Annotated in this window: 22 protein-coding genes; 11 read left to right on the top strand and 11 right to left on the bottom strand. The window is 40.1% G+C overall.

Going from position 1 to position 20,920, the window contains the following annotated elements; genetic code table 11:
• Positions 1 to 345: 345 nt before the first annotated feature.
• From A8F95_RS19575 to A8F95_RS19595, 5 genes are all read left to right on the top strand, one after another.
• Positions 346 to 672, top strand: a complete 327-nt coding sequence (locus tag A8F95_RS19575; RefSeq protein WP_065412089.1) for a nucleoside triphosphate pyrophosphohydrolase — start codon at positions 346 to 348, stop codon at positions 670 to 672.
• On the top strand, positions 665 to 3,097 hold the full coding sequence (locus A8F95_RS19580) for a DEAD/DEAH box helicase family protein (RefSeq protein ID WP_065412090.1): 2,433 nt from the start codon (positions 665 to 667) through the stop codon (positions 3,095 to 3,097). The genes A8F95_RS19575 and A8F95_RS19580 overlap by 8 nt, the downstream gene beginning before the upstream one ends.
• An 88-nt stretch (positions 3,098 to 3,185) precedes the next feature.
• Positions 3,186 to 4,913 (top strand): DUF262 domain-containing protein, encoded by a 1,728-nt coding sequence (locus A8F95_RS19585; protein WP_065412091.1) that lies wholly within the window; start codon positions 3,186 to 3,188, stop codon positions 4,911 to 4,913.
• Between the two features lie 56 nt (positions 4,914 to 4,969).
• Positions 4,970 to 5,365 carry a secondary thiamine-phosphate synthase enzyme YjbQ gene (locus tag A8F95_RS19590; protein WP_065412092.1) on the top strand — a complete coding sequence of 132 codons (396 nt, stop codon included), beginning with the start codon at positions 4,970 to 4,972 and terminating at the stop codon, positions 5,363 to 5,365.
• 315 nt (positions 5,366 to 5,680) lie between these two features.
• A complete protein-coding gene (locus tag A8F95_RS19595; RefSeq protein ID WP_065412093.1) occupies positions 5,681 to 5,974 on the top strand; it encodes an SAV0927 family protein in 294 nt (97 codons plus the stop codon).
• Positions 5,975 to 6,194: 220 nt separating this feature from the next.
• On the opposite strand, the gene A8F95_RS19600 is transcribed toward A8F95_RS19595, so the two are convergent.
• Both A8F95_RS19600 and A8F95_RS19605 read right to left on the bottom strand, forming a co-directional pair.
• The gene (locus A8F95_RS19600) at positions 6,195 to 6,659 is read right to left on the bottom strand and encodes a lipoprotein (protein WP_065412094.1); all 465 of its coding nucleotides are present in this window, start codon (positions 6,657 to 6,659) and stop codon (positions 6,195 to 6,197) included.
• A 212-nt stretch (positions 6,660 to 6,871) separates the two neighbouring features.
• Positions 6,872 to 8,212, bottom strand: coding sequence for a S1C family serine protease (locus tag A8F95_RS19605; RefSeq protein ID WP_245671454.1), 1,341 nt, complete (start codon positions 8,210 to 8,212; stop codon positions 6,872 to 6,874).
• Between the two features lie 204 nt (positions 8,213 to 8,416).
• Between A8F95_RS19605 and A8F95_RS19610 the strand changes: the two genes are divergently transcribed.
• Positions 8,417 to 8,872, top strand: coding sequence for a GNAT family N-acetyltransferase (locus tag A8F95_RS19610; protein WP_065412096.1), 456 nt, complete (start codon positions 8,417 to 8,419; stop codon positions 8,870 to 8,872).
• Positions 8,873 to 9,006: 134 nt separating this feature from the next.
• A complete protein-coding gene (locus A8F95_RS19615) occupies positions 9,007 to 9,447 on the top strand; it encodes a GNAT family N-acetyltransferase (protein WP_065412097.1) in 441 nt (146 codons plus the stop codon).
• Positions 9,448 to 9,533: 86 nt separating this feature from the next.
• Here the strand turns inward: A8F95_RS19615 and mutT are convergent, their stop codons facing one another.
• Positions 9,534 to 9,932, bottom strand: coding sequence for an 8-oxo-dGTP diphosphatase MutT (gene mutT / locus A8F95_RS19620; protein ID WP_065412098.1), 399 nt, complete (start codon positions 9,930 to 9,932; stop codon positions 9,534 to 9,536).
• Between the two features lie 239 nt (positions 9,933 to 10,171).
• Between mutT and A8F95_RS19625 the strand changes: the two genes are divergently transcribed.
• Both A8F95_RS19625 and A8F95_RS19630 read left to right on the top strand, forming a co-directional pair.
• Positions 10,172 to 10,528 carry a N,N-dimethylformamidase alpha subunit family protein gene (locus tag A8F95_RS19625; protein WP_065412099.1) on the top strand — a complete coding sequence of 119 codons (357 nt, stop codon included), beginning with the start codon at positions 10,172 to 10,174 and terminating at the stop codon, positions 10,526 to 10,528.
• A 27-nt stretch (positions 10,529 to 10,555) separates the two neighbouring features.
• Complete coding sequence (locus tag A8F95_RS19630) at positions 10,556 to 12,853, top strand: N,N-dimethylformamidase beta subunit family domain-containing protein (protein ID WP_065412100.1); 2,298 nt, start codon at positions 10,556 to 10,558, stop codon at positions 12,851 to 12,853.
• A gap of 195 nt (positions 12,854 to 13,048) precedes the next feature.
• On the opposite strand, the gene yhfH (A8F95_RS21835) is transcribed toward A8F95_RS19630, so the two are convergent.
• The 3 genes from yhfH (A8F95_RS21835) to hutG all read right to left on the bottom strand — a co-directional run bounded on the left by yhfH (A8F95_RS21835) (position 13,049) and on the right by hutG (position 15,503).
• Positions 13,049 to 13,177, bottom strand: coding sequence for a protein YhfH (gene yhfH / locus A8F95_RS21835; RefSeq protein WP_077247465.1), 129 nt, complete (start codon positions 13,175 to 13,177; stop codon positions 13,049 to 13,051).
• Between the two features lie 164 nt (positions 13,178 to 13,341).
• Positions 13,342 to 14,538, bottom strand: coding sequence for a sodium/glutamate symporter (gene gltS, locus A8F95_RS19635; protein ID WP_065412101.1), 1,197 nt, complete (start codon positions 14,536 to 14,538; stop codon positions 13,342 to 13,344).
• 11 nt (positions 14,539 to 14,549) lie between these two features.
• Positions 14,550 to 15,503, bottom strand: coding sequence for a formimidoylglutamase (gene hutG, locus A8F95_RS19640; RefSeq protein WP_065412102.1), 954 nt, complete (start codon positions 15,501 to 15,503; stop codon positions 14,550 to 14,552).
• Positions 15,504 to 15,638: 135 nt separating this feature from the next.
• Between hutG and A8F95_RS19645 the strand changes: the two genes are divergently transcribed.
• On the top strand, positions 15,639 to 16,538 hold the full coding sequence (locus A8F95_RS19645) for a LysR family transcriptional regulator (protein ID WP_065412103.1): 900 nt from the start codon (positions 15,639 to 15,641) through the stop codon (positions 16,536 to 16,538).
• 127 nt (positions 16,539 to 16,665) lie between these two features.
• On the opposite strand, the gene yhfH (A8F95_RS21840) is transcribed toward A8F95_RS19645, so the two are convergent.
• Positions 16,666 to 16,794 carry a protein YhfH gene (yhfH, locus tag A8F95_RS21840; RefSeq protein WP_077247466.1) on the bottom strand — a complete coding sequence of 43 codons (129 nt, stop codon included), beginning with the start codon at positions 16,792 to 16,794 and terminating at the stop codon, positions 16,666 to 16,668.
• 167 nt (positions 16,795 to 16,961) lie between these two features.
• Positions 16,962 to 18,029 (bottom strand): TDT family transporter, encoded by a 1,068-nt coding sequence (locus A8F95_RS19650; protein ID WP_065412104.1) that lies wholly within the window; start codon positions 18,027 to 18,029, stop codon positions 16,962 to 16,964.
• Positions 18,030 to 18,238: 209 nt separating this feature from the next.
• Between A8F95_RS19650 and A8F95_RS19655 the strand changes: the two genes are divergently transcribed.
• The gene (locus A8F95_RS19655) at positions 18,239 to 19,123 is read left to right on the top strand and encodes a DUF6612 family protein (RefSeq protein ID WP_065412105.1); all 885 of its coding nucleotides are present in this window, start codon (positions 18,239 to 18,241) and stop codon (positions 19,121 to 19,123) included.
• Between the two features lie 57 nt (positions 19,124 to 19,180).
• Here A8F95_RS19655 and A8F95_RS19660 read toward each other — a convergent pair whose 3' ends face one another.
• The 3 genes from A8F95_RS19660 to A8F95_RS19670 are packed head-to-tail and all read right to left on the bottom strand — an operon-like array spanning position 19,181 to position 20,759.
• Positions 19,181 to 19,486 carry a monooxygenase gene (locus tag A8F95_RS19660; protein ID WP_065412106.1) on the bottom strand — a complete coding sequence of 102 codons (306 nt, stop codon included), beginning with the start codon at positions 19,484 to 19,486 and terminating at the stop codon, positions 19,181 to 19,183.
• 3 nt (positions 19,487 to 19,489) lie between these two features.
• Positions 19,490 to 20,425: a DsbA family oxidoreductase gene (locus A8F95_RS19665; protein ID WP_065412107.1), complete on the bottom strand. Its 936-nt coding sequence runs from the start codon at positions 20,423 to 20,425 to the stop codon at positions 19,490 to 19,492.
• Complete coding sequence (locus A8F95_RS19670; RefSeq protein WP_065412108.1) at positions 20,418 to 20,759, bottom strand: winged helix-turn-helix transcriptional regulator; 342 nt, start codon at positions 20,757 to 20,759, stop codon at positions 20,418 to 20,420. The genes A8F95_RS19665 and A8F95_RS19670 overlap by 8 nt, the downstream gene beginning before the upstream one ends.
• Between the last annotated feature and the right edge of the window lie 161 nt (positions 20,760 to 20,920).

Here is a 20,920-nt window from a genome sequence, read left to right on the forward strand (position 1 = left end):
TTTGGGATTTCAGTTTTTTGATTAGTTGTTGTAAAGCTAGAGGCACTTTCTCTATTTCTGAGAAAGTGCCTCTAGCTTTACATTTTTTTTATCGATGATCGGTTTTTCAATATAGATATTTAAATGAGGGGATTGCCTTCGACTCCAAATACGATTGGGGGATTCTTTTTTTCATCCTCCGTAATAGCAGACGCAGCGTTTAGGAAATCATATTGGATGTTTATTTGTTTACAGGATATATTGTCCCTATTGTCCCTCTTTGAATACAGAGTGTTTTCCTTATTTAGTCATCCTCTAATCTTCTGGTAAAATAGCATTATATAGTAGAGAGAAGGAGAGAAGACGATGCCTATCCACAACAAACTTGTGCGTGACCGAATACTAGAAATTATTGACCAAAGCGGAAAGAAATACAGCTCCCGTATTCTTGATGAACGAGAATACGAAGAGGAAGTCCGTAAAAAAATGAACGAAGAGCTGGCTGAATACGAAGCGGCTCAAAATGATGAAGAAGCGCTCGAAGAACTAGCTGATCTGCTTGAACTCATACACGCTGCAGCCGCTATTCATGGGGCTGATTTTAACGAGCTTGAGGCAATACGCCAACAAAAGGCTGAAAAGCGCGGCGGATTTAGCGAGCGGATTTTCTTAATTGAGGTAGAAGATGACTAAGCTGCAGCTAATTACAGAAAATTTTGTAGAGACAATTATTAAACTAGCGGAAGAAGCAGGAGAAATCTACATACTCACTTCTTTTGTCATGAAGTCAGGTGTAAAGCGGATTCTTCCTGCTTTACAGCTGGCTGCTTCGCGTGGAGCGGATATTAAAATTTGTACTGGTGATTATTTGTCTATTACCCAGCCAGAGGCACTTCAACTTTTGGCCACCGAACTGCCCGAAGCTGAAGTGCGTATGTGGCAGAGCGGCGGAAAGTCTTTTCACCCAAAAGCATATTTGTTTCGCTCTAAACAAGACGGGCACCTTATTGTAGGATCTTCTAATTTATCCCTTTCTGCTTTGACAGGCGGCGTAGAATGGAATCTTCATGCGCCGTCTGCACTTGATGAAGAAATCTTTGAAAAGGGGCTTTTTGAATTTGAAAAGGTATTTTATCACGATTATACGATTCCAGTGAATCTAGAAACAATTAGACAATATCAAGAAGCCTACGATCACTTTCACAAAAGTCAATCCATTATGAGAACCTTCACAGAAGCAGAGGAAACGGAGATGATGTTTTCCGAACCAAGTGATCAAGCCCAGATTGTGAATGATCCATCCGAAGCTTATACCATAAAATTAGAGCAATTAATTCCGCGCCCGGCGCAACAGGAAGCACTTCAGGCGTTGGAGGATACGCTGGAAGAAGAGTATGATCGTGCACTCGTTGTGATGGCAACGGGTCTTGGAAAAACATATTTAGCTGCTTTTTTTGCTCAGAGATTTAATAGAGTTTTATTTATTGCTCATCAAAAGGAGCTACTGGTGCAAGCTCGAAAGTCTTTTTTACACGTTATGCCTGAAAGAACTGCCGGTTTATTTAACGCTGACTTTAAAGAGAGAGAATCGGAAATGCTGTTTGCTTCTGTGTTTACGCTTGGCTTGAAGCAAAATCTAGGGGGCTTTGATCCAAATGATTTTGACTTAATTATTATCGATGAATTTCACCATGCCGCCGCCAAGTCTTATCAATCCATATTAAATCATTTTAAGCCAAAATTTCTTCTTGGTATTACAGCGACACCTGATCGAATGGATAATAAAGATGTTTACAGTATTTGCGGCGGCAATACGGCCTACCGAATCCATTTTATCGAAGCCATACAGAAGCAGTGGCTTGTTCCATTTATGTATTACGGTGTTTATGATGATACAGACTATTCAGCTTTAACGTGGCTTGGCACGCGATACGATGAAGAAGAATTGCTGCAAGTGCAGCTAAGGGGAGAAATGGCAGAAAAGATTGAAACAGCTTGGAACAAATATCGTCAGACGAGAACAATCGGATTCTGTTCATCTATTAAGCAGGCAGCCTTTTTAAGCAGCTATTTCAACAACAAGGGCTGGAGAACCGTTGCTATGCATTCAAAAATGAAAGGCTATTCTCGGGAAGAAGCTATAAAAGCATTAGATTCTGGGGAGTTAGACATCATTTTCACAGTTGATTTATTTAATGAAGGAGTCGACATCCCCTCTGTTGATACGTTATTGTTTGTACGGCCGACGCAATCACTCACTGTTTTTACCCAGCAAATTGGACGGGGATTGCGTATAGCAGAAGGAAAACCGCATTGTGTCATTATTGATTTAATTGGAAACTATCGCAACGCCGATATTAAACTGCAAGTATTTGATACGAGGGAAAAAGAGAAAGACGGCAAACGTCAGACTGTCGTTCCTGCTGTGCCGGAGAATTGTCGGATAGAATTTGATTTAGCAGCAATAGAGCTGTTGAAGGAAATGAACCGCAAAAGAAGTCCAAGGAAGGAACAGCTACGCTATGCTTATGAGAATCTAAAATTAGAATTGGGACGGCGGCCGACCTATCTCGAGTTTCATTTGAATGCTAATGCTGACAGCAAGACTATCAAAGAATACTACGGCTCCTATCCTGGTTTTCTGCAGGGGATTGATGGGCTGAGCGATAAAGAGGAGGAAGTATTCTCCCAATATAAAGACTGGTTTCAAGAAGTTGAACGAACTGTTATGACTAAGAGCTATAAAATGGTTGTTTTACTTTATCTCCTTTCAAAAGGATCGAATAAATGGCTAGAACCGGTTACCCCTGAAGAAGCGGCGCCATTTTTTCACAATTACTTAACATCAAAGGAGTATCGAAAAAATAAGGATTTAGCAGATAAACAAAGCAGTAGGCTTATCGAGTACGACGAGAGGAAAATGGCGGCGCTGATTGCTAAAATGCCCATGACTAAGTGGAGTGGATCATCAAACGGACTGGTCTCTTTTGAAGGTAACCAATTCAAGATTCAACTTAATGTTGAGAAAGAAGATGAAGAGATTCTTTTTGAGTGGACGAAGCAGATTTGTGAATACCGGCTGCATTGGTACTTTGAGAGAAAGGGGAAAGACCAATAGGGAAAACTTCAGTACATTCAGTTAGTGAGGATGCAATGCTATAATTTTTCAAAAGGACTTAACAAGAGAACTCTATGGAGGTTTACACATGGCGACAATAGATAAAAAAATCGAAGCAAAAGAAATCCTATTTAAGGATTTATTCGGTTCAAAATTTGCTTTTAAAATTCCTGGATATCAACGGCAATATTCATGGGAAAAAGACCAGTTGGAGCAATTGTTTGAAGATATAAAGGAAGCGATGGAGCTTAAAGAAGATAGTTATTTTTTAGGAAGTGTTATTTTACAGGTTATTGATCAAAAGAGCGATAATAGTGGCATGTATGACGTAGTAGATGGTCAACAAAGGCTTACCACTCTTACCATCCTCCTTGCAGTAATGCGTGATTTGATAACAAATCCAAAAGCTAAAACGACACTTCAATCTAAAATTTATCAGGAGGCAGACCCTTATGAGGATAAGCCTGAAACGGTTCGTCTTCGTGTGCGTGACCGGGATTATTCCTTTTTTAAGAAATATATTTTAGAAGAAGGGGGGACGAAATTAACGGTTAATGAGCCAGACTTAACTGAGTCCCAGGACAGAATGACAAAAGCTATACATATCTTTTCAGAGAAATTTTTAGAGAACGGGCAGCTGGATGAGCAATTAGTTGATAACATGATTCATTTTATCTTGAATAAGTGTATGTTTGTTTACGTAAAAACAGGTACGTTTACATCTGCTTTTCGCTTATTCTCGATCTTGAATGATCGGGGAATGCCGCTCAGTAATGCGGACCTATTGAAAAGTACGAACTTAGGGGCCATTGCGGAAACAGAACGGCTTCATTATCAAAATTTGTGGGAAGCAATGGAAGAAGAGTTAGGCAGAGAAGAGCTCGAGAAGCTTCTAGGCTATATCCGGCTTATTTTTGTAAAGGAAAAAGCCAGAAAAACTATTCAAGAAGAATACGAAGAAAAAATATTTGCAAAGAACCCTGATTTTAGAGGAAAGCAATTTATTGAATATGTGAAGCAGTTCGCTGATATTTATCGAGAAAAGGTGTTAAATGCTGACATTCAGACAACTGATAAAGAAATAGCTGTAAAATATCATGGCTTATTAACTCTTATGAGGGATTTCATTCCTTCGTCTGATTGGATTCCTGTGTTGATTCATTTTATCCAAAAGTTTCAGTCACCTAACGAAATTTACTCGTTCTTGCGAGTATTAGAGCGTAAATTTGTGATGAGCTGGATTAAAGGTATCACTCCTACCGGAAGGGTAACGGAGGTGGTAAAGATGATTCAGGCAGTGGATAACGCCTCAGATCCAAATGATGTAGCAAAAGAGAAAATTTTTCAGACTTCTGAGGACTATAAAGCTGTAAAAATCAATATTCAGGTAGATGATTTATACAAGAAAAAATACGCTAAGTATTTACTGCTTCGTCTAGATATGTCGTTAAATGAAAATGCTAACGTAAAAAAATCATATACAGGGGTTATCAGTGTGGAGCACATTTTACCCCAAAACCCTTCTGAAGGGAGCAGTTGGCGACAGGATTTTACAGAAGAAGAACGAAAAGCTTGGACGAACCGTCTAGGGAATTTAGTATTGCTTAGCCGCAAGAAAAATTCATCAGCTAATAATAGAGAATTCCCTATAAAACTGCAAAAGTATTTTTCAAATGGCATTACAGATTTCGAACTTACAAAAGACTTGAAAAAATTTCAGCAGTGGACTGTTAAAGAATGTGAATCTCGCCATGAAGACTTAATTGATAGGTTGATGGCAATATACTTCGATCCGGCCAAAGTAACCATAAAATAAGAGAAAGTTAGCGGTGAGAGCCGATTAAAAAACATCACTAAGAAAGGAAGAAAGCTATGCTCAAGAAATTCACATTAAAAACAAACCATCGTGACCAAATGATCGAGGTAACGCAGCAGGTGGAGGCATTTATTCGAGAAAAGGGGATAGAAGAAGGGGCAGCGGTGGTGTATTGTCCTCATACCACAGCGGGCATAACGATCAATGAGAACGCAGACCCCGATGTGAAGCGGGATATGATTCGCCGGTTTGATGAGGTGTATCCGTGGGAGCATGAGTTGGATCGGCATGCGGAGGGGAATACGGCGGCTCATATGAAGGCGAGTACAGTCGGTTCGTCGCAGTATGTTATTGTAACGGAAGGACGCTTGCTTTTAGGAACATGGCAGGGCATTTATTTTTGTGAGTTTGATGGACCGCGCACTCGGACGTTTTATGTGAAGGTTTTGTAGAAGACGGACAGCTGCTGAGCCTGTTTTTGTTTGTTTTGATGTCAAAGCTCGTCTCTGTTTAATTAAAAAGAAGGCTGTTTTTATTCAAAATGGGGTTGGGCAACCCAAAATTGAATAAAAGCGGCTTTTTCTTTTTGTTTTTAGCTGATCAGCTACAGGGGTCCAGACTAATGACACCCTATTTCTTCTCCATTTATCATATTTTTCAAAAGTGGCACATTTCTTGCTTTGATATTCAACAATACAAAAAGAAGGGGAATGTTCCAACTGAAGTTCCCTGCTTAGACCACTAAAAATGCGAAAGGGTGAAATAATATGGAGGTAACTTTCTTGATGGATGAATCTGAAATGCAATCAAATCGCTTCGTGTGCTTGATCACCGATCATCATCGTTACGACTTTGCGATTATTGATACGAAGCAATTCTCGGGCAATAGCATTGTCCTCTCTCTTCAAAACAACAGAATGATTTTAATGTGTGAAGAGGACATCGAGGATAGTGAATACTGGGCACTGAAACTAGGGGTAGAACAAGAGGATACGAAAGCTATTCAGGATTTCCTCTACACAGCATTAGGAAAAGGTGAGCCTGCTGCAGTTGTTTATTAAGCGAAAGGGTAGCTGTAATGAGCAGAAGTTTTCACGCACTCTCAAACGCATAAGTTTGAGAGTGTAAACAAAGTCTATTTTTAATATCCCGGCTTGATTAAAAAAGCTGGCCTTTCAAGCCGTACAGCTTGACGGATAACGAAGAAAATGAACGTTTGCCAACAACCTGAATGCATGAATTTACTAGGGATCTTTCCTTTATAATCTCTTTTTCCTTATATTACCGAATGGCGATATTCCCTACATATTGGGCGCTGCCTGCGGAATTTATAAATTCTACTTCCAGCACGTAACTCCCTTTGTTAGTTGGAAATTGAAATTCTCCATCATCCTTCAAGGCAAGTTCGAGTCGTTTGTTATCTTTTAATAGGGCAACGGTTATCTTGGGGTCCGTCCAAATATCTCCGCCATTATCTTCGTTCTCTTTAAATTCCAAAGACACTTTTTGACCTGGAAAGATCTTTATTTCATCGAGTGAGGCTGCGTATTCTTCGATGTTTTCTATTTTTCGCTGTACATCTTCACTTGCTGTATTCCAACTAATATTTGCTTCTGTTAATTCGACAGACATGATATCAAAATTTAAATGAGCAGTTGGAACTCCGACATCGTAATCTTCGGCAAAACATCCTGTTAATGTAAAAGCCAAAAATAATGTTATTAATAATTTTAAAAACGTCTTCATGTCGCACCACCTAATTTCAACATTACAAAATACATCCATTTCGTTCTTGATTTGACCATTCTTTTCATAATAAATATATTTATATATCCAATTTTAACATAAAATTACAATTACTTGAGGATTCTTAAACGTAAAACAGGACATACCAATTATGAGCCGCGCAGTGAAAACAAATAGAAGGAGAGCGGCATAGGGCTCTCCCTCTCCTTTACTTATTCATCTTTCTTCTTATCTTCCTTTTGCTGTTTTTGCAGGGCGATGATAATATCTTCAATGTCCATTTTTCCATCCCCGTTCAAATCTGGAATGGTATTCTTCTGTGTGGAAGCTACAGCCGTTTTTGGCTTCATCGCAAAGGTAAAGACCATGAGAAGAATAATGAGCAATGCAGCAACACCATCTACAATGTAGAAGATCGTTCGATAGTCAGACCAAAGGATTTTACTATCGTCTGCTTTTTTCTGGGTATTTGTAATGTATTGCTTAATTTCCGGATGATTAGGGAAGAGTCGCTGGACGGCTTCAAATTTTTCCAGGGCATTTTTGTAATAACCGCCCCAATACAGAGTTAAGCCTTCTTTGAAAAGTTGATCGGTTGGGCTGCTTGTATTTTTAGCCCCTGCTTGGTTGACGAATTCTTTTACAGTATCGACTGGAACAGCAAAATTAAATCCTTGCACTTCCTGGCCGTTCACCGTATCTCCTCTAAAGGTTAATAAACCGACAATTTCACCTTTTTCATTGATGACCGGTCCGCCGCTATTTCCATGTGTGGCGGCTGCATTTAGTTGGATAACTGGACTTCCTTGTTCTGTCTTTTTAGAAGTTGCTGAGATTTGTCCAGCGTTCATGGAAGAGACGAGTGAGGAATCTGGTGACAATAAATCAGACTCCGCGGCTGCCGGATAGCCCAGCACCCAAATATTGTCCTGATCTTCAATCGTTTCCGACTTTCCAAGTGGTAAGGTTGGGAGGTTCTTTCCTTCGACTTTCAGAACAGCTACATCTTTTCCTTCATTGATCGGAGCTCCGTAGCTTTTCACCTCACCATCTAAGACATCACCGCCCGGTAAAATAACTTTTAGTGCTCTCGTTACTTTCGTGTATTGCGTGTAGGTGACCATGTATTCATAGGCTTCATTGTAGTCTACCTGAAAATGCTCAGCTACGAGCGCAACAAGCTGTTCAAACGCAGCATTTGCCAGGTCTGCTTCTTGCATTTTAGCTCCTTCTACGACATGGGCATTCGTCACAATATAACCGTCTGGACTAATAATCGCCCCCGATCCGGACCCGCCAATAACGGTTTGGTAATCCAATTCCTGTAGAAGAGCCTCAACCTCTGGGTAATAATCGTTAAACTGCCATTCAACGACTGCGTAGTCGATAATTCGTACGACGGCTGGCTTGGAGTACTCTGACAGTTTTTGTGCTTGAGAAATACCTGTAGCATTCGGTTTGAGACTTAATAAGAAAAATGAGGTAACGATTACGGCGATGAGCAAAATGCTAATGGGCACGGTAAAAAGGGCTCTCTTCTTCAACGCTTTCACCTCTTTATCTCATCATGAGAATTCTAAATCCACTACAATATACTCATCTTTGAAGTGAAATGAAGGTTGTACGGTGAAAATAAACGACATATGAAGAGCTAAATATAATAATTTAGGGTAATAAGCAGCTATGCTTAGCGGTGTCGGCATATATCTTGCATGAATGTTTGTTGCATTTAATAAATAGGGAGGATGAAGTGAAATATGGAAACTGTAAACATTAGGCCTGCCGCTGAACGTGACATCCCGCAACTGATGGATTTGATGTATGAGTATATTGTTGGTTTTTATAAGTGTGACCGTCCAAAGGAAGAGGCACTTGAGAAATTAATGTTGCATTTAATTAAAAATCCTTACGAGGGTATTCAATTTGTGGCAGAAAACCCATCCCATCAACTCGTTGGCTTTTCCACTTTATACTTTACATTTAACACGTTGGAAGTAAAGCGCATGTCTCTTCTCTATGATTTATATGTAACATCAGCTGCAAGAGGGCAGCACATTGGTGAGAAGCTGCTTCACACATGTATTGATTATATTAGGGAGCATGGTTATTCTCATATGATTTGGGAAACAGCTCATGATAACTTAGCAGCTCAGTCTTTATACGATAAAGTTGGCGCAAGTAAAGCGATATGGCTAAACTATGAAATTAAGTAAGATTCTTATGACAAGGTGAATTTATTATTCATAAGGGAATAAAAATAGAGAAAAAAGTTTGAAAATTCTTTTTAATTTTTAATCTAATGATATACACTGTACGTGTAGAGAATTTAGAACAGGGGGAAAGGGCGATGGACGTTTATCAAGCAACACAGGAAGATTTAAATGAAGTAGCGGAGCTGTTTAATTCATACAGAATTTTTTACGAACAGCCATCCGATATGGAAGCGGCAAAGAGGTTTATCCGTGAACGGCTGGAAAAAAAGGAGTCTGTTATTTTCGTAGCGGTGGAAGAGGATAAGTATATGGGATTTACGCAATTGTATCCGTCCTTCTCGTCCGTTTCGATGAAAAGAGTTTGGATTTTAAATGATTTGTATGTCACCACGGAAAGCCGGAATAAGGGAGTAGGAAGAAAGCTTTTACATGCTGCAAAACAATTCGCTAAAGAAACGGAAGCGAAGGGGTTAACGCTTCAAACAGCAGTAGATAATACGACAGCTCAGCATCTGTACGAATCAGACGGATGGGTGAAGGATGAAGCATTTTTCTATTATGAGCGGAGTGTGTGATCTTTAGCTCAATAAAAGTTTTTCTCCAGTTTTAGGCGCTGCTTTGCCAAAATTTGTTTTCCTGTATAGGGAGTCCTTAAAAGTTTTTATATCGTATTCATCAGCAATTTATTGACTGTCGGAATATCAGCGGGTGCCCACTCTAACGAGCATAGCTCTTGAAGGGGTACCCATTTTATTTCGGCGTGTTCGTTTGCTTTTGGGGTTCCTTCGGCAATGGTTGTCCGATACGTTAACAGATTCACGATGATATTCGGGTATTCATGGCAAATATCTTCAATCAATTCATGCACCTCCACCGTACAGCCAAGTTCCTCTTGAATTTCTCGAACGAGCGATTCTTCAGGTGTTTCCCCTTTTTCTACTTTTCCTCCTGCGAATTCCCATAGGTTAGGCAAAGACATGTTGGACGAACGCAAGGCACATAAAACCTGCTCGTGTTCATTTATGCAGACGGCTGCGACAACTTTGATTGTTTTTTTCATAAAAGAACGCCCTCCTTTCATACAATAAGTAAATGTCATTACCTTCATTACTCTAACACAATCGTCGACACAAAAGGAGAGGGTTTGTGTTAGCTACTGGTTATGTCGAAAAAGAGAATATATTTTCTAAAATTCCCTAAAAGGGATATATTAATTGACTCTGAAATAAAATGTATGGTAAGGTTCAAGTGGTTCAAATATTTTGAATAATTAAAATTTTGTAAAAAGGAGGTTTTACAATGATTGATCAAGCAAGAAAAGTTTATTTGGAAAAGGATAAGTGGATTCTTGAGAACAACATAAAGCCCCTTATTACGGAAGAGTTAATTGAAGAGCATCGGAAAAATCCAATTGGCCGACACAGCAGTGAATTGAGCCTAGTACTGAACTACCTGCGCAGACACCACGAAGAAATTAAGGGGAAAGATTTGATTATTTGTATGGAGCCTCATAAAAAATGGTGTCTCGGCGAACATCCGGGTGAGCGGGGAGTTCCTTATAAAGTATTTGAGGAGGAGTGTTTTGGCTCACGCGAAGCAGCAGAACATGGATTGTTCCTAAAAAGATTAAAGAAGCATGGTCTATTAAACAATTAATCTACTCGATAAAGGAGACGATGGAGTATGAAAATTACTGGTTATACAGACCGAATGAGTGTCCAACCTGGGGAAAAGATTAAATTTATGGTTAATAGCCACTATAATAAGTATAAAACAGAAATTGTCCGTCTGATTCACGGAGACTCTAATCCGGAAGGTCCGGGTGTAAAGATTCACAAAGTGGAAGCGGATGTGAATAAAGAATACAGCGGCAGAAAACAAGACATACATATGGGATCTTACATCAAGTTCAATAATCAGTCGCTCTTTTCGCTGATCAGCAGTTTCTCATTACAAGCTATGATTTACCCAACTACTCCTGAATTAGGGATACAAGGAATCCTAACAAAGTGGTCACCTGTTAATAATACGGGGTACGGGCTGTTTATTGATGAGAAAGGCTGTTTGGCAGTATGGATTGGCGATGATAAAGGAAATGTTGAAAAATTAAGTACGGATATACCGCTCGTTACTGGCTGCTGGTATTTTGTGGGAGGCTCATTTGACGAGGAAAGCGGCAAATTGAGCATTTGTCAGGAAGTTGTACTTAATGGAACAAACAGCAGATTTTCACTGCCGTATGGAACAGATGAATTGAATGTAAGTCATGAAAGAAAGGTTAACATTAAGCCTTATGCAGATAACAATGCTGAATTTTTAATAGCGAGCATTCTCGGAAAGCAGCCGGATGGAAAACATAAAGTGATCAACCGCTATAATGGAAAAATTGACCGTCCGCGGGTAGCAAGTGTAGCGCTAAGCAAAGAAGAGATGAAGTCATGGATTGATCATCCTTCTGGAAAGGGACTGGTAGCTGCGTGGGATTTCTCTGAAGGAATTACCCGTAAAGGCTTCCGGGAGCTGGAGAAAATATATGATCAATCACCGAATCAATTGCATGGAGAAACCGTTAACCATCCGACTCGGGCTGTAACAGGATATAACTGGACATCAGAAGAGCAAAACTTCGTCCATGCCCCGGAACAGTACGGAGCCATTCACTTTCATGATGATGATCTAACAGATGCAAAGTGGGATGTAGATTTTGAGTGGAAAGTACCCGATAATTTACAGAGTGGCGTATACGCGGCTCACGTTTATGCCGGGGAAGATGAGGATTATATTACATTTTTCGTCAGACCGAAAAAAGGCAAGAAACCAACTGCAAAAGCCGTTCTCATTATGCCAACTGCCAGTTACTTAGCATATGCGAACAACCGCTTCCAAGACGTTCCGCTAGCTCAACTTATGTTTGGCCGAGCTCCAGTCGTTCAGCAGGAGGACATGTATCTTGGTGAGCATGCTGAATATGGGCTGTCTACGTATGATCATCATAATGATGGAACGGGGGTTTGTTTTTCTTCAGCCTTGCGTCCGATTTTAAATATGAGACCGAAATACCGTCACAATCTTTCACCTTCTTTATGGCAATTCAATGCAGATCTTCATTTAGTCGATTGGCTGACAGAAAAAGGGTTCGAGTTTGACGTTGTCACCGATCAGGATGTCCATTTCGAAGGGGCTGAGCTGCTGAATCAATACAAAGTAGCTATTACAGGCTCCCACCCCGAGTACTATTCTGGACCAATGCTCGATGCAGTGGAAGGCTTTCAAGATAATGGCGGCCGCTTTATGTATATGGGCTCGAACGGCTTTTACTGGGTTGTCACTTTCGATCCAAAAAATCCAAATTTAATGGAAGTAAGAAAAAATTATGGAAATCAAGGCTGGAAGTCAAAACCGGGTGAAATTCATTTGAGCATTACGGGAGAGCAAGGCAGCATTTGGAAACACCGCGGCCGAGCTCCTCAAAAAATATGTGGAACAGGCTATGCGGCGCAAGGGTTTGAGGTTTCTTCTTATTATCGTCGAACGGAAGAAAGCTTTAACCCAGAAGTGGACTGGATTTTTGAAGGTATTGAGAAAGGTGAGAAAATTGGTGACTTTGGTTTAGTCGGCGGTGGAGCAGCCGGATTAGAGCTCGATATCTATGATACAGAGCTTGGGACGCCACCACATGCGGTAATCGTTGCTTCTTCAGAGGGTCACACAAATGTTTACATGCCGGTAGCAGAAGAGCTATATTTTAACATTCCTGGTTTGTCAGGTGAACAAAATCCAAGAGTCCGAGCAGACATGGTCTTCTATCATACACCGAATGGTGGAGCTGTATTCTCTACTAGTTCCATTTCTTACTGTGGAAGTCTGTCTCATAACAATTATGATAATAACGTTTCGAAGCTTACGGAAAACGTGTTGAAGAGATTTTTAGCTGATCAGCCGCTTCCTGGAGCGGAAAAGAAACAGGTATTAACTAAATAATTGCTTGTTATGACAGAGCACGAATCTGAGTGGAGATGTTTATCTTTCAGGACATGAGAAAAGCGAACGTTTATCAACCGCCTGAGACCGAGTTAGCTCGGTCTTTTTTTGTGCTCAAAAGGCAAAAAATCCGCTCTGTTTCTTACTATAACAGGCGGATTTATAAAAACTTATATATTAGCAAAAACCACTGGCTTATTCCTCTACCTTGCTTAAGCAGTACTCACATTCATTATGATAAGACTCATGTTGTTCGATTATTTGCGCTCCGCATTGACAGCATTCTTTCCCTGGAATATTTCGATAAAATTCTAATGGCATCATTATGATGACCTCCTCGTTTTTTGATTTTTCAGATTTATTATTAAATTTATTGTATTATAACAGACTTATAAAGTCAATATCTGTTATACAATTGTTTTTTGTTTTTTTAGAAATTTAAAAAACTGCTGCCAAAGCTTCATCTTTCAAGCTTTGGCAGCAGTTGCTCAGCTAAACATATTAATCGTTGTAATAATGATCGGCATCGCGAACACGTCGATTAAGAAAGCGCCGACGATCGGAACAATCAGAAAAGCTTTTTGCGAAGGGCCGAATTTATTCACAACGGCACTCATATTAGCGATGGCATTTGGAGTCGCTCCAAGACCATGGCCTGTAAAGCCGGCGACCATCACGGCAGCATCGTAATCTTTGCCCAGCAGCTTGAAGAGGACGAAGATGCCGAACAGAGCAATAAACAATACTTGAATCATCACGATAATGATTAAAGGAAGGGCAAGGTTGGCGATTTCCCAGAGCTTGATGCTCATCAACGCCATCGATAAAAAGATGCCTAGCGTAATGTCGCCAATAATCGAAATGCTTTTCATCTGAATGATATTTTTATCGAATTGATCAAGGATATTTCGGACGATCACAGCGACAAACATAGCGCTTACATAATCAGGTAAAGAAAACCCAGTGAGATTCGTAAATACGTTTCCGAGATACGATCCTACAGCCATACACAACGTAATAATAAAGACTTGCATCATGAATGACTGGGATGTAACAGGGGCATCAGCGGTATCTTCTAAATTAGCCGATGCTGCATTCAATTCTGGTTCCGTTGGCTTTAAATTATATTTATTTACTAAGTATTTCACAATCGGTCCGCCTACTAAGCCGCCGGCTACCAATCCGAGTGTAGCTGCAGCTAGTCCGACTGATAAAGCAGAGTCAATGCCTGCTTTTTCAATCGTCGTACCGAAGGCTGTTGCCGCCCCGTGTCCGCCTTCCATGGAGACGGCACCGACCATGACACCAATAAGCGGATGAATATCAAGCAATTTGGCAAAAGAGATCCCGATCACATTTTGCATAAGAGCTAAGAATCCACAGGATAGCCAGTAAATAACAAGCAATTTGCCGCCAAGCTTAATTAAGCCGAAGCTCGCTCCTAAACCGACTGTTGTAAAGAATGTGAGCATGAATAATCCCTGCATAGAAGTATCTAAACTGATTGTTAAGAGGTCTAGGCTTTTTAAGATTGTTGCCACAATAGCGAATAAGAGTCCGCCCACTACAGGGGCAGGAATACAGAACCTGTCCAAAAATGGTAACTTTTTATTTAAAAACGTTCCAGCTATAAAGACAGCGACTGCTAAGAAGATCGTCGTCACTTGGTTGATTTCGGCTGTCATATTTTCACTCCTTATGATGTTGGTTTCTTGTTGAAATGGCGCAGTACTTCTGCTATTAAGTAAGCAGCGAGTCGGACTGTTCTGTCTCCCTCATCGTACACGGGATTTACTTCTGATATATCGAAGCTAAGTAAGTTGTCTTTCTCAGCTATATATCTTAGTAGTGTTTTTACTGTTTTTGGGTCTAAGCCAAATGGAGACGGTGCACTGACCCCAGGTGCTGCATACGAAATGATTGAATCGGTACATAAAGTTAAGATCAGGTAATCGTAGTTAGCGGCAAACCGATCGATTTCTCCAAATGTCTTTATAAAATTGTTAGCTGCTACATCCTCTTCATAAATATAGGTGCAGCCTAACCGATCAGCCGTTTGAAATAGGGATTCAGTATTTCCGAATTCCTGTATGCCAATACACAAGTAGCCTGCATGGGCATCTTGCTCAAGAATTTGTTTGAACATTGTGCCAGAAGAAGGAAGCGGCTCATCTCGCATATCAAAATGGGCGTCAATATTAATGATGCCTAATGAAGCATCAGGACCGATATGGTTTCGCGCACCTAAATAGTGACCATATAAGGTTTCGTGTCCTCCTCCTAAAATGATAGGAGTACAAGAGCTGCTGTACAGCTTATGAAGGTGACGGCCGAGCTCTTCTTGTGCTTTCTCAAGCTCTTGTCCTTCACAAGCAACATTCCCGGTATCCAGTAGTTTTCTTTCGAGATTATATGGAAGAGGAGATAAGAACTGTCGAATCTTGTTCGGAGCTAAAGCGGCTCCTAGTCTTCCTTTATTGCGTCTGACGCCTTCTTCGCATTCAAATCCGACAAAACCAAAAGCGCTTTCATTTTCCGTTAATGTTTCCACATCTTTTAACTCCATAACTTGATGGAGACGAAAAGCATTTTGATCATTCTCACTGTCAATTCTGCCACTCCAATACTGTTTATCTGGCAGGGTATACATAGTAATCACCTCATAGCTGCATTGTTATTAAATTCTGAAATTACTTATTTTTTATTATTATAAAATAAAGTAATGTATAATGACTAATATAGATAATGTATATTTCTATAGTTTTTATCTATAGGAGGGTAAAATATGGAAATTCGTCATCTTCAATACTTCATTACAATTGTAGAAAAACATACGTTTACTAATGCCGCTTCTGCTTTGCATATTTCCCAACCTTCCTTAAGTGCCTCGATAAAAAAGCTGGAAAACGAATTAGGTCTCGTGTTATTAGACCGCAGCAGCAGAGAAGTGCAATTAACAAAGGAAGGAAAGATTCTCTACCAGGAAGCGAAAAAGCTCGTGAATCATTTTGAGCACGTAGAAAACGAGATGAAACGGTTGAAGGAGCAGGGGCCGCTAGAGTTATCCATTGGGGTTATTGAATCCACCAAGTATTGGGTACCAAAAATATTGGCACGCTTTAAAGGGGAATACAAGTATGTAAGAATTCACTTAATGGACATATTAAGCCTGACAGATGTCGAAAAGGCATTGAGCAACTTCGATATTCATTTAGCGATAACGAATCAATATATTAATAGTGAAGAAATTGAAGTAATACCAATCTATGAAGAAAAGCTTGTCGCTCTTTTACCGGAAAATCATCCTTTGCGACATAACGAGACACTTACCATTGAAGAATTGAATCAAGAGCCTTTCATTATATGTAAAGAAGGATTTCAAACTCGTACCGATATTTTAAACGCTTTTCAGAAAGCAGGAATTAAACCGAACATACAATTTGAAATTGAGCGCTTTGAAACAGCGTGCCGGCTAGTAGAGGAAGGATTGGGTGCGACTGTCCTTCCAGAAAATTATGTGAAGTATTCGGAGACCACTCATTTTCACGTTAAGCCTTTAGAAGATCCTAACCTATCGCGAATCGTGTACGTAGCATTTGATAAAAACCGCTACTTGCCTCCGTTAGTGCTTCGGTTTATAGCGCTAGTTAAAGCATTTTTTGAAGAGGAGCAAGTGAAAGAATAGGGAGAACAACCTGAGGCCAATTCATTTGGTCTTTTTTTTATCAATAAAACATAAAAAAATCCGTTCTGTTCTGTCTCTTAAACAATCAGGCGGATTGATCAAAATATTCATTTACAAAGACCAATGTTTATTCCTCCGTTTTACTTAGGCAGCGTTCGCATTCGTTGTGATAGCACTCGTGTTGTTCTGCAATCTCAGCACCGCATTGGCAACATTGCTTTCCTGGGATGTTTTGGTAAAAGTCTAATGGCATCATATTGATGACCTCCTTGTTTTTTAATTATTCTGATTTCTTGTTGAATTCATTGTATTATAACAGAAAGTAAAAATCAACACCTGTTATATAATTAATTGAAAAATTTTAAAAAATAAATGAAGAGCTGCTTGTAAAACCAATTTGTTTGGTTTTGCAAGCAGCCCCCTTCATCGCATTTGGTGAGTTAACCGTTTTCGAATCATATGGACAAGAAATGTTTCATAAAGCCACAGTTCAATCATCAGCAAGAAAAAAATGATAGGTATGCCCGCTGTTAAAATAATAGATCTTACAGTAACGAACCAATCCATCTCTGGTTTTATAAGAGAGGTAAAGATGTAGAACATGACAAAAGTAAATAACCGGCTCCATTGAGTGACATTGTACGTCCAGAGTCCCTGTTTAAACCCATAGTGTCTAAGGCGCTTAATCAGCCGCCAAACTTCAAGTGATTCAACAAGGAGAAAGACAAGCGTAACAGCGATCCATAATAAGAGAATATAGGGCTTACCAATAGCACTGGAAACGATGCAGGCAAATCCAGTAATCGATAAAGCTCCATGTAAAATACAATTCGTGTTAGCCCAGTCATCTTCTATGGTCCAGCCTGGAGTAAACATGTGCCGAATGATAAAGAAGGCGCTCGCAGCATACAGAGTGAGTCCCATACTAATGAGCACTCGATCGAGTATAAGGGGAACATTACTGTGAATGACATTCAGGAGCAGGACAAGTGATTGCGTGCTGACAGTAGTCAGAAGTAAGATACCATGTACATTTAGCTCCAGATTTCTCCGTATTTCGTGAAAGGATTGGAACGACAGCCATAAATAATAAATCCAAAGAGCCACGTTAACGTATGAAAGAAAGAGGACAGCAGGCCGCCAGTAGCTGAATTGCTCAAAAATCAGAATAGCACAAATAGAAGTACCGGCAATCCACGTGCCGATACCGAACCGGTTTAACGGATGGACGATATGTAATGAGCTAAATCGCCTGTAGACGATTGATAAGATAATAGAAAAAGAAAATGCTGCCCAGAAAGTGATAGTCAACGCGCTGAGCATTTTAATAAAGAAAAAATGAGAATTCGCTAGGTGATACAGCACCCCATGAATAATAATCCCAAGAGCCATAACAATGGCCATGGTAGACGTTTTGATGAAAATCTTATGGTGAAAAATAAACAACATTAGGCAAACGGTAATGACAGTAAATAAGATAAAGAGCAACATAGTTTTCACCGCTTTTACAGAGTATTTTCATAGAATAACATGATTTTAAAGAAAGGGGAGAGTCATAAGAATAGGTAATTTGGTCTTTTTAAAAGGCTGAATTTATAGTGTTTTTATCCTGAAATTACAATGTTATCCAGTTATAGGAACCTTTCTTCCTTTTATTCGTGTAAAATAGATGGAGGATGATCGATGAGGAGGGAATACATATGAAAAAATGGACTAAATGGATGGCGGCGGGCGTGTTGACTCTTGGGCTTGCCGCCTGTGGGGAAACAGCAAAACCGACACCAGAAACGCCGAAGGAAGAGAAGAGTGAAATGGCGCTTGGAGAGGTGTTTAATCAAGCAATTAAAGCTTCTAAGGAAACAAAAAGCATGAGTGCGAAAGTCAATATGAAGCAAAAAATCAACTATCCAGCAGAACAGAAATCAATGGATACGGCAATGGACATGGATATGAACATTACGACAGAACCGCTCGCTATTTATCAAAAAGGTACGATGACTGCTTCAGGGGAAGGCAGCGAACAAATGCCATCTATGAACATTGAATCGTACATGACGCCGGAAGGATTTTATATGAATGAACCCCAAAGCGGCAAGTGGATTAAGATGCCGACAGAATTGTACGATCAAATAATGAACATGTCTCAGCAGCAAGTCGAGCCGGAAGAGCAGCTGAAGCAGCTTCAACAGTTTAAAGATGACTTTACATTTGAACAAACGGCGGATGAGTATGTATTGAAACTCGATGCATCAGGAGAGAAGTTTAATAAGCTGATAGAAACACAAATGGCACAAATGACGCAAGGAGCAACGGGTGCAGAAGCAGAGGCCATGATGAAAGAAATGATGAAGGCGATGAAGATTGAAAAAGTGAACTACACCATTTACCTTGATAAAGAGTCTTTCCAAACAACGAAAATGGATGTAGATATGGATATGGCGATGGATATTGAAGGCAATGAAATGAAAACATCTCAAATAATGAATGTTGTCTACAGCAACTTCAATAAGGTAGAGCCAATTAAAGTTCCAGAAGATATCCTCAACAGTGCTCAGGAAATGCCAGTGCCAGCTATGCAACAATAGCAAGCGTTTGTTAGTAGCCTGAGCCCTGCTGATCAAAGCGGGGCTCAGGCTATTTCTTTACTTTATCGGTCCACGATTAATCCTGCTTAACTCATCGTTCACTTCGAAAATTTGCCCATGAACTTCCGCAATCCCAAAGCCGTTTAGACGCTTAGTATGCTTCGATAAATAATTTTCAGCGTCAGCTTTCGTTTCAAACAGGTAAATGCCGCCTGCTTCTTTTGTTTCCTGATTCTCCGTCCAAATTTTCCAGATAAAGCCCTTTTCGTCATTAATGCTCTTCGCCAAATCGGTGAAGGCTGCTATCATTTCAGCGCCAAATGGTCCGGGATGATCAAAGTCTACTTGTAATAAATAAGCCACGCCTTACTCCCCTTTGTTTAGTTTTTTCTCTATATACATCTCCCCAAGAAGATGGTTTAATTCATACTCAGTTGGTGAAAGATTTTTTTGAATAAAAGATTCTGTCTCAGCTTGTTCTAGGTCATACATCGCTTCAATTTCTTTTGAGAACAATAATTTCTCTGCATCGAGAAGCTGGCGTAATTCCGGGAGCGGCTGTGGCTGCAATTCTTCATCCAAAGGGAGAAGCTGCTGTAGTCCCTTGACGTAGTGATCGAGTGAGCGAGCCCCGACAATTTTGATACCTTTGTTTTCTTCATTGACCATAATAATAGTCGGGAATCCGCGGACGCCAAGCTTTCGAGATAAGGCAAAGTCTTGGTCGAGCAGCTGTTGGCCAATAGGAGAATTTACTTCTTCGACGATTTTCTTTCCGTTAAGTCCAAGCTGATTGACGATGTCCATTAACACTTGAGCGTCGCCAATATTGCGGTTAAAGGCAAATACCGCTTCGCGTGCACGGCGCAAAAAAGCAGCGGCAAGCTGCTCGTTATCCCTTTGGATCAGTTTAAACACGCGGGAGGGAGGATAAGATGATTGAACTGGATTGTCGTACCACAATGATCCATCAATCGGCATACGGGAATGTTCGCCAACTTCTCTCCAATGCGAAGCCACGTTAGAAGGTGCTGAAATGCCATTTGCTGTATCGGCGAAACCTTCCCAGCCTTTCAGCAAACCACCCATCACAGTATGAATATTAAAATGATGTTTGTATTGTTCTAAAAATCGGCGCAGAACCGGTTCTAGGGCCCAGCAGTGAGAGCAGATGGGGTCCGTCACATAATAAAGCTCAATAGATTTTTTTACATGATCGAATTGGAAGATCTCCATCTCTTCATCATTGGCTGGACCACAAACTCCGGTTTCTAAGTCGCAGATCATATTAGGATTAGTCATTTGATTCTCTCCTTTTCTCTTCTAAGTTCATATGTTTTTGCGCCCACTGTTGAATGGGCTTCAGTGCAGCAGCGAGCGATTGGCCTTTCTCTGTTAACCGGTAAGAAATTACGACAGGTGATCCGCCCGTTACTCTCTTTTCGACTAAGCCGTACTCTATCAATTCAGATAATTTTAGTGAAAGAGCCCGCGGCGTAATGTCTAGAAGATCCCGCTTCATGTCAGTAAAGTGAGCGTCGCCATCGTTATAAAGGGACAAATAGTGAAGAATCAATCCGTTCCACTTCTTACCGAGTATTTGAAAGGAGCGCTCTAAATAAGGACAAATATCCATAAGATCACCTCTCTTTGATATAATAATTATATCTAGTATAAAAAATATATAAAGAGATATACTCATTTATTTTTTTATTAATTTAAAAAAGAAACAACTTGCTCTTTTTATATCAGCGATTTAAATACGGGTGTAAAATGATAAGAAGCCTAAGCGAAAGA

Source organism: Pseudobacillus wudalianchiensis, assembly GCF_001685015.1.
GTDB lineage: Bacteria > Bacillota > Bacilli > Bacillales > Domibacillaceae > Pseudobacillus > Pseudobacillus wudalianchiensis.

What these genes read in the sequence shown, in the direction of transcription:
- A8F95_RS19575 (WP_065412089.1), top strand. Translation starts at nt 346, where the DNA reads ATGCCTATCCACAACAAACTTGTGCGTGACCGAATACTAGAAATTATT.
- A8F95_RS19580 (WP_065412090.1), top strand. Translation starts at nt 665, where the DNA reads ATGACTAAGCTGCAGCTAATTACAGAAAATTTTGTAGAGACAATTATT.
- A8F95_RS19585 (WP_065412091.1), top strand. Translation starts at nt 3,186, where the DNA reads ATGGCGACAATAGATAAAAAAATCGAAGCAAAAGAAATCCTATTTAAG.
- A8F95_RS19590 (WP_065412092.1), top strand. Translation starts at nt 4,970, where the DNA reads ATGCTCAAGAAATTCACATTAAAAACAAACCATCGTGACCAAATGATC.
- A8F95_RS19595 (WP_065412093.1), top strand. Translation starts at nt 5,681, where the DNA reads ATGGAGGTAACTTTCTTGATGGATGAATCTGAAATGCAATCAAATCGC.
- A8F95_RS19600 (WP_065412094.1), bottom strand. Translation starts at nt 6,659, where the DNA reads ATGAAGACGTTTTTAAAATTATTAATAACATTATTTTTGGCTTTTACA.
- A8F95_RS19610 (WP_065412096.1), top strand. Translation starts at nt 8,417, where the DNA reads ATGGAAACTGTAAACATTAGGCCTGCCGCTGAACGTGACATCCCGCAA.
- A8F95_RS19615 (WP_065412097.1), top strand. Translation starts at nt 9,007, where the DNA reads ATGGACGTTTATCAAGCAACACAGGAAGATTTAAATGAAGTAGCGGAG.
- mutT (WP_065412098.1), bottom strand. Translation starts at nt 9,932, where the DNA reads ATGAAAAAAACAATCAAAGTTGTCGCAGCCGTCTGCATAAATGAACAC.
- A8F95_RS19625 (WP_065412099.1), top strand. Translation starts at nt 10,172, where the DNA reads ATGATTGATCAAGCAAGAAAAGTTTATTTGGAAAAGGATAAGTGGATT.
- A8F95_RS19630 (WP_065412100.1), top strand. Translation starts at nt 10,556, where the DNA reads ATGAAAATTACTGGTTATACAGACCGAATGAGTGTCCAACCTGGGGAA.
- yhfH (WP_077247465.1), bottom strand. Translation starts at nt 13,177, where the DNA reads ATGATGCCATTAGAATTTTATCGAAATATTCCAGGGAAAGAATGCTGT.
- gltS (WP_065412101.1), bottom strand. Translation starts at nt 14,538, where the DNA reads ATGACAGCCGAAATCAACCAAGTGACGACGATCTTCTTAGCAGTCGCT.
- hutG (WP_065412102.1), bottom strand. Translation starts at nt 15,503, where the DNA reads ATGTATACCCTGCCAGATAAACAGTATTGGAGTGGCAGAATTGACAGT.
- A8F95_RS19645 (WP_065412103.1), top strand. Translation starts at nt 15,639, where the DNA reads ATGGAAATTCGTCATCTTCAATACTTCATTACAATTGTAGAAAAACAT.
- yhfH (WP_077247466.1), bottom strand. Translation starts at nt 16,794, where the DNA reads ATGATGCCATTAGACTTTTACCAAAACATCCCAGGAAAGCAATGTTGC.
- A8F95_RS19650 (WP_065412104.1), bottom strand. Translation starts at nt 18,029, where the DNA reads ATGTTGCTCTTTATCTTATTTACTGTCATTACCGTTTGCCTAATGTTG.
- A8F95_RS19655 (WP_065412105.1), top strand. Translation starts at nt 18,239, where the DNA reads ATGAAAAAATGGACTAAATGGATGGCGGCGGGCGTGTTGACTCTTGGG.
- A8F95_RS19665 (WP_065412107.1), bottom strand. Translation starts at nt 20,425, where the DNA reads ATGACTAATCCTAATATGATCTGCGACTTAGAAACCGGAGTTTGTGGT.
- A8F95_RS19670 (WP_065412108.1), bottom strand. Translation starts at nt 20,759, where the DNA reads ATGGATATTTGTCCTTATTTAGAGCGCTCCTTTCAAATACTCGGTAAG.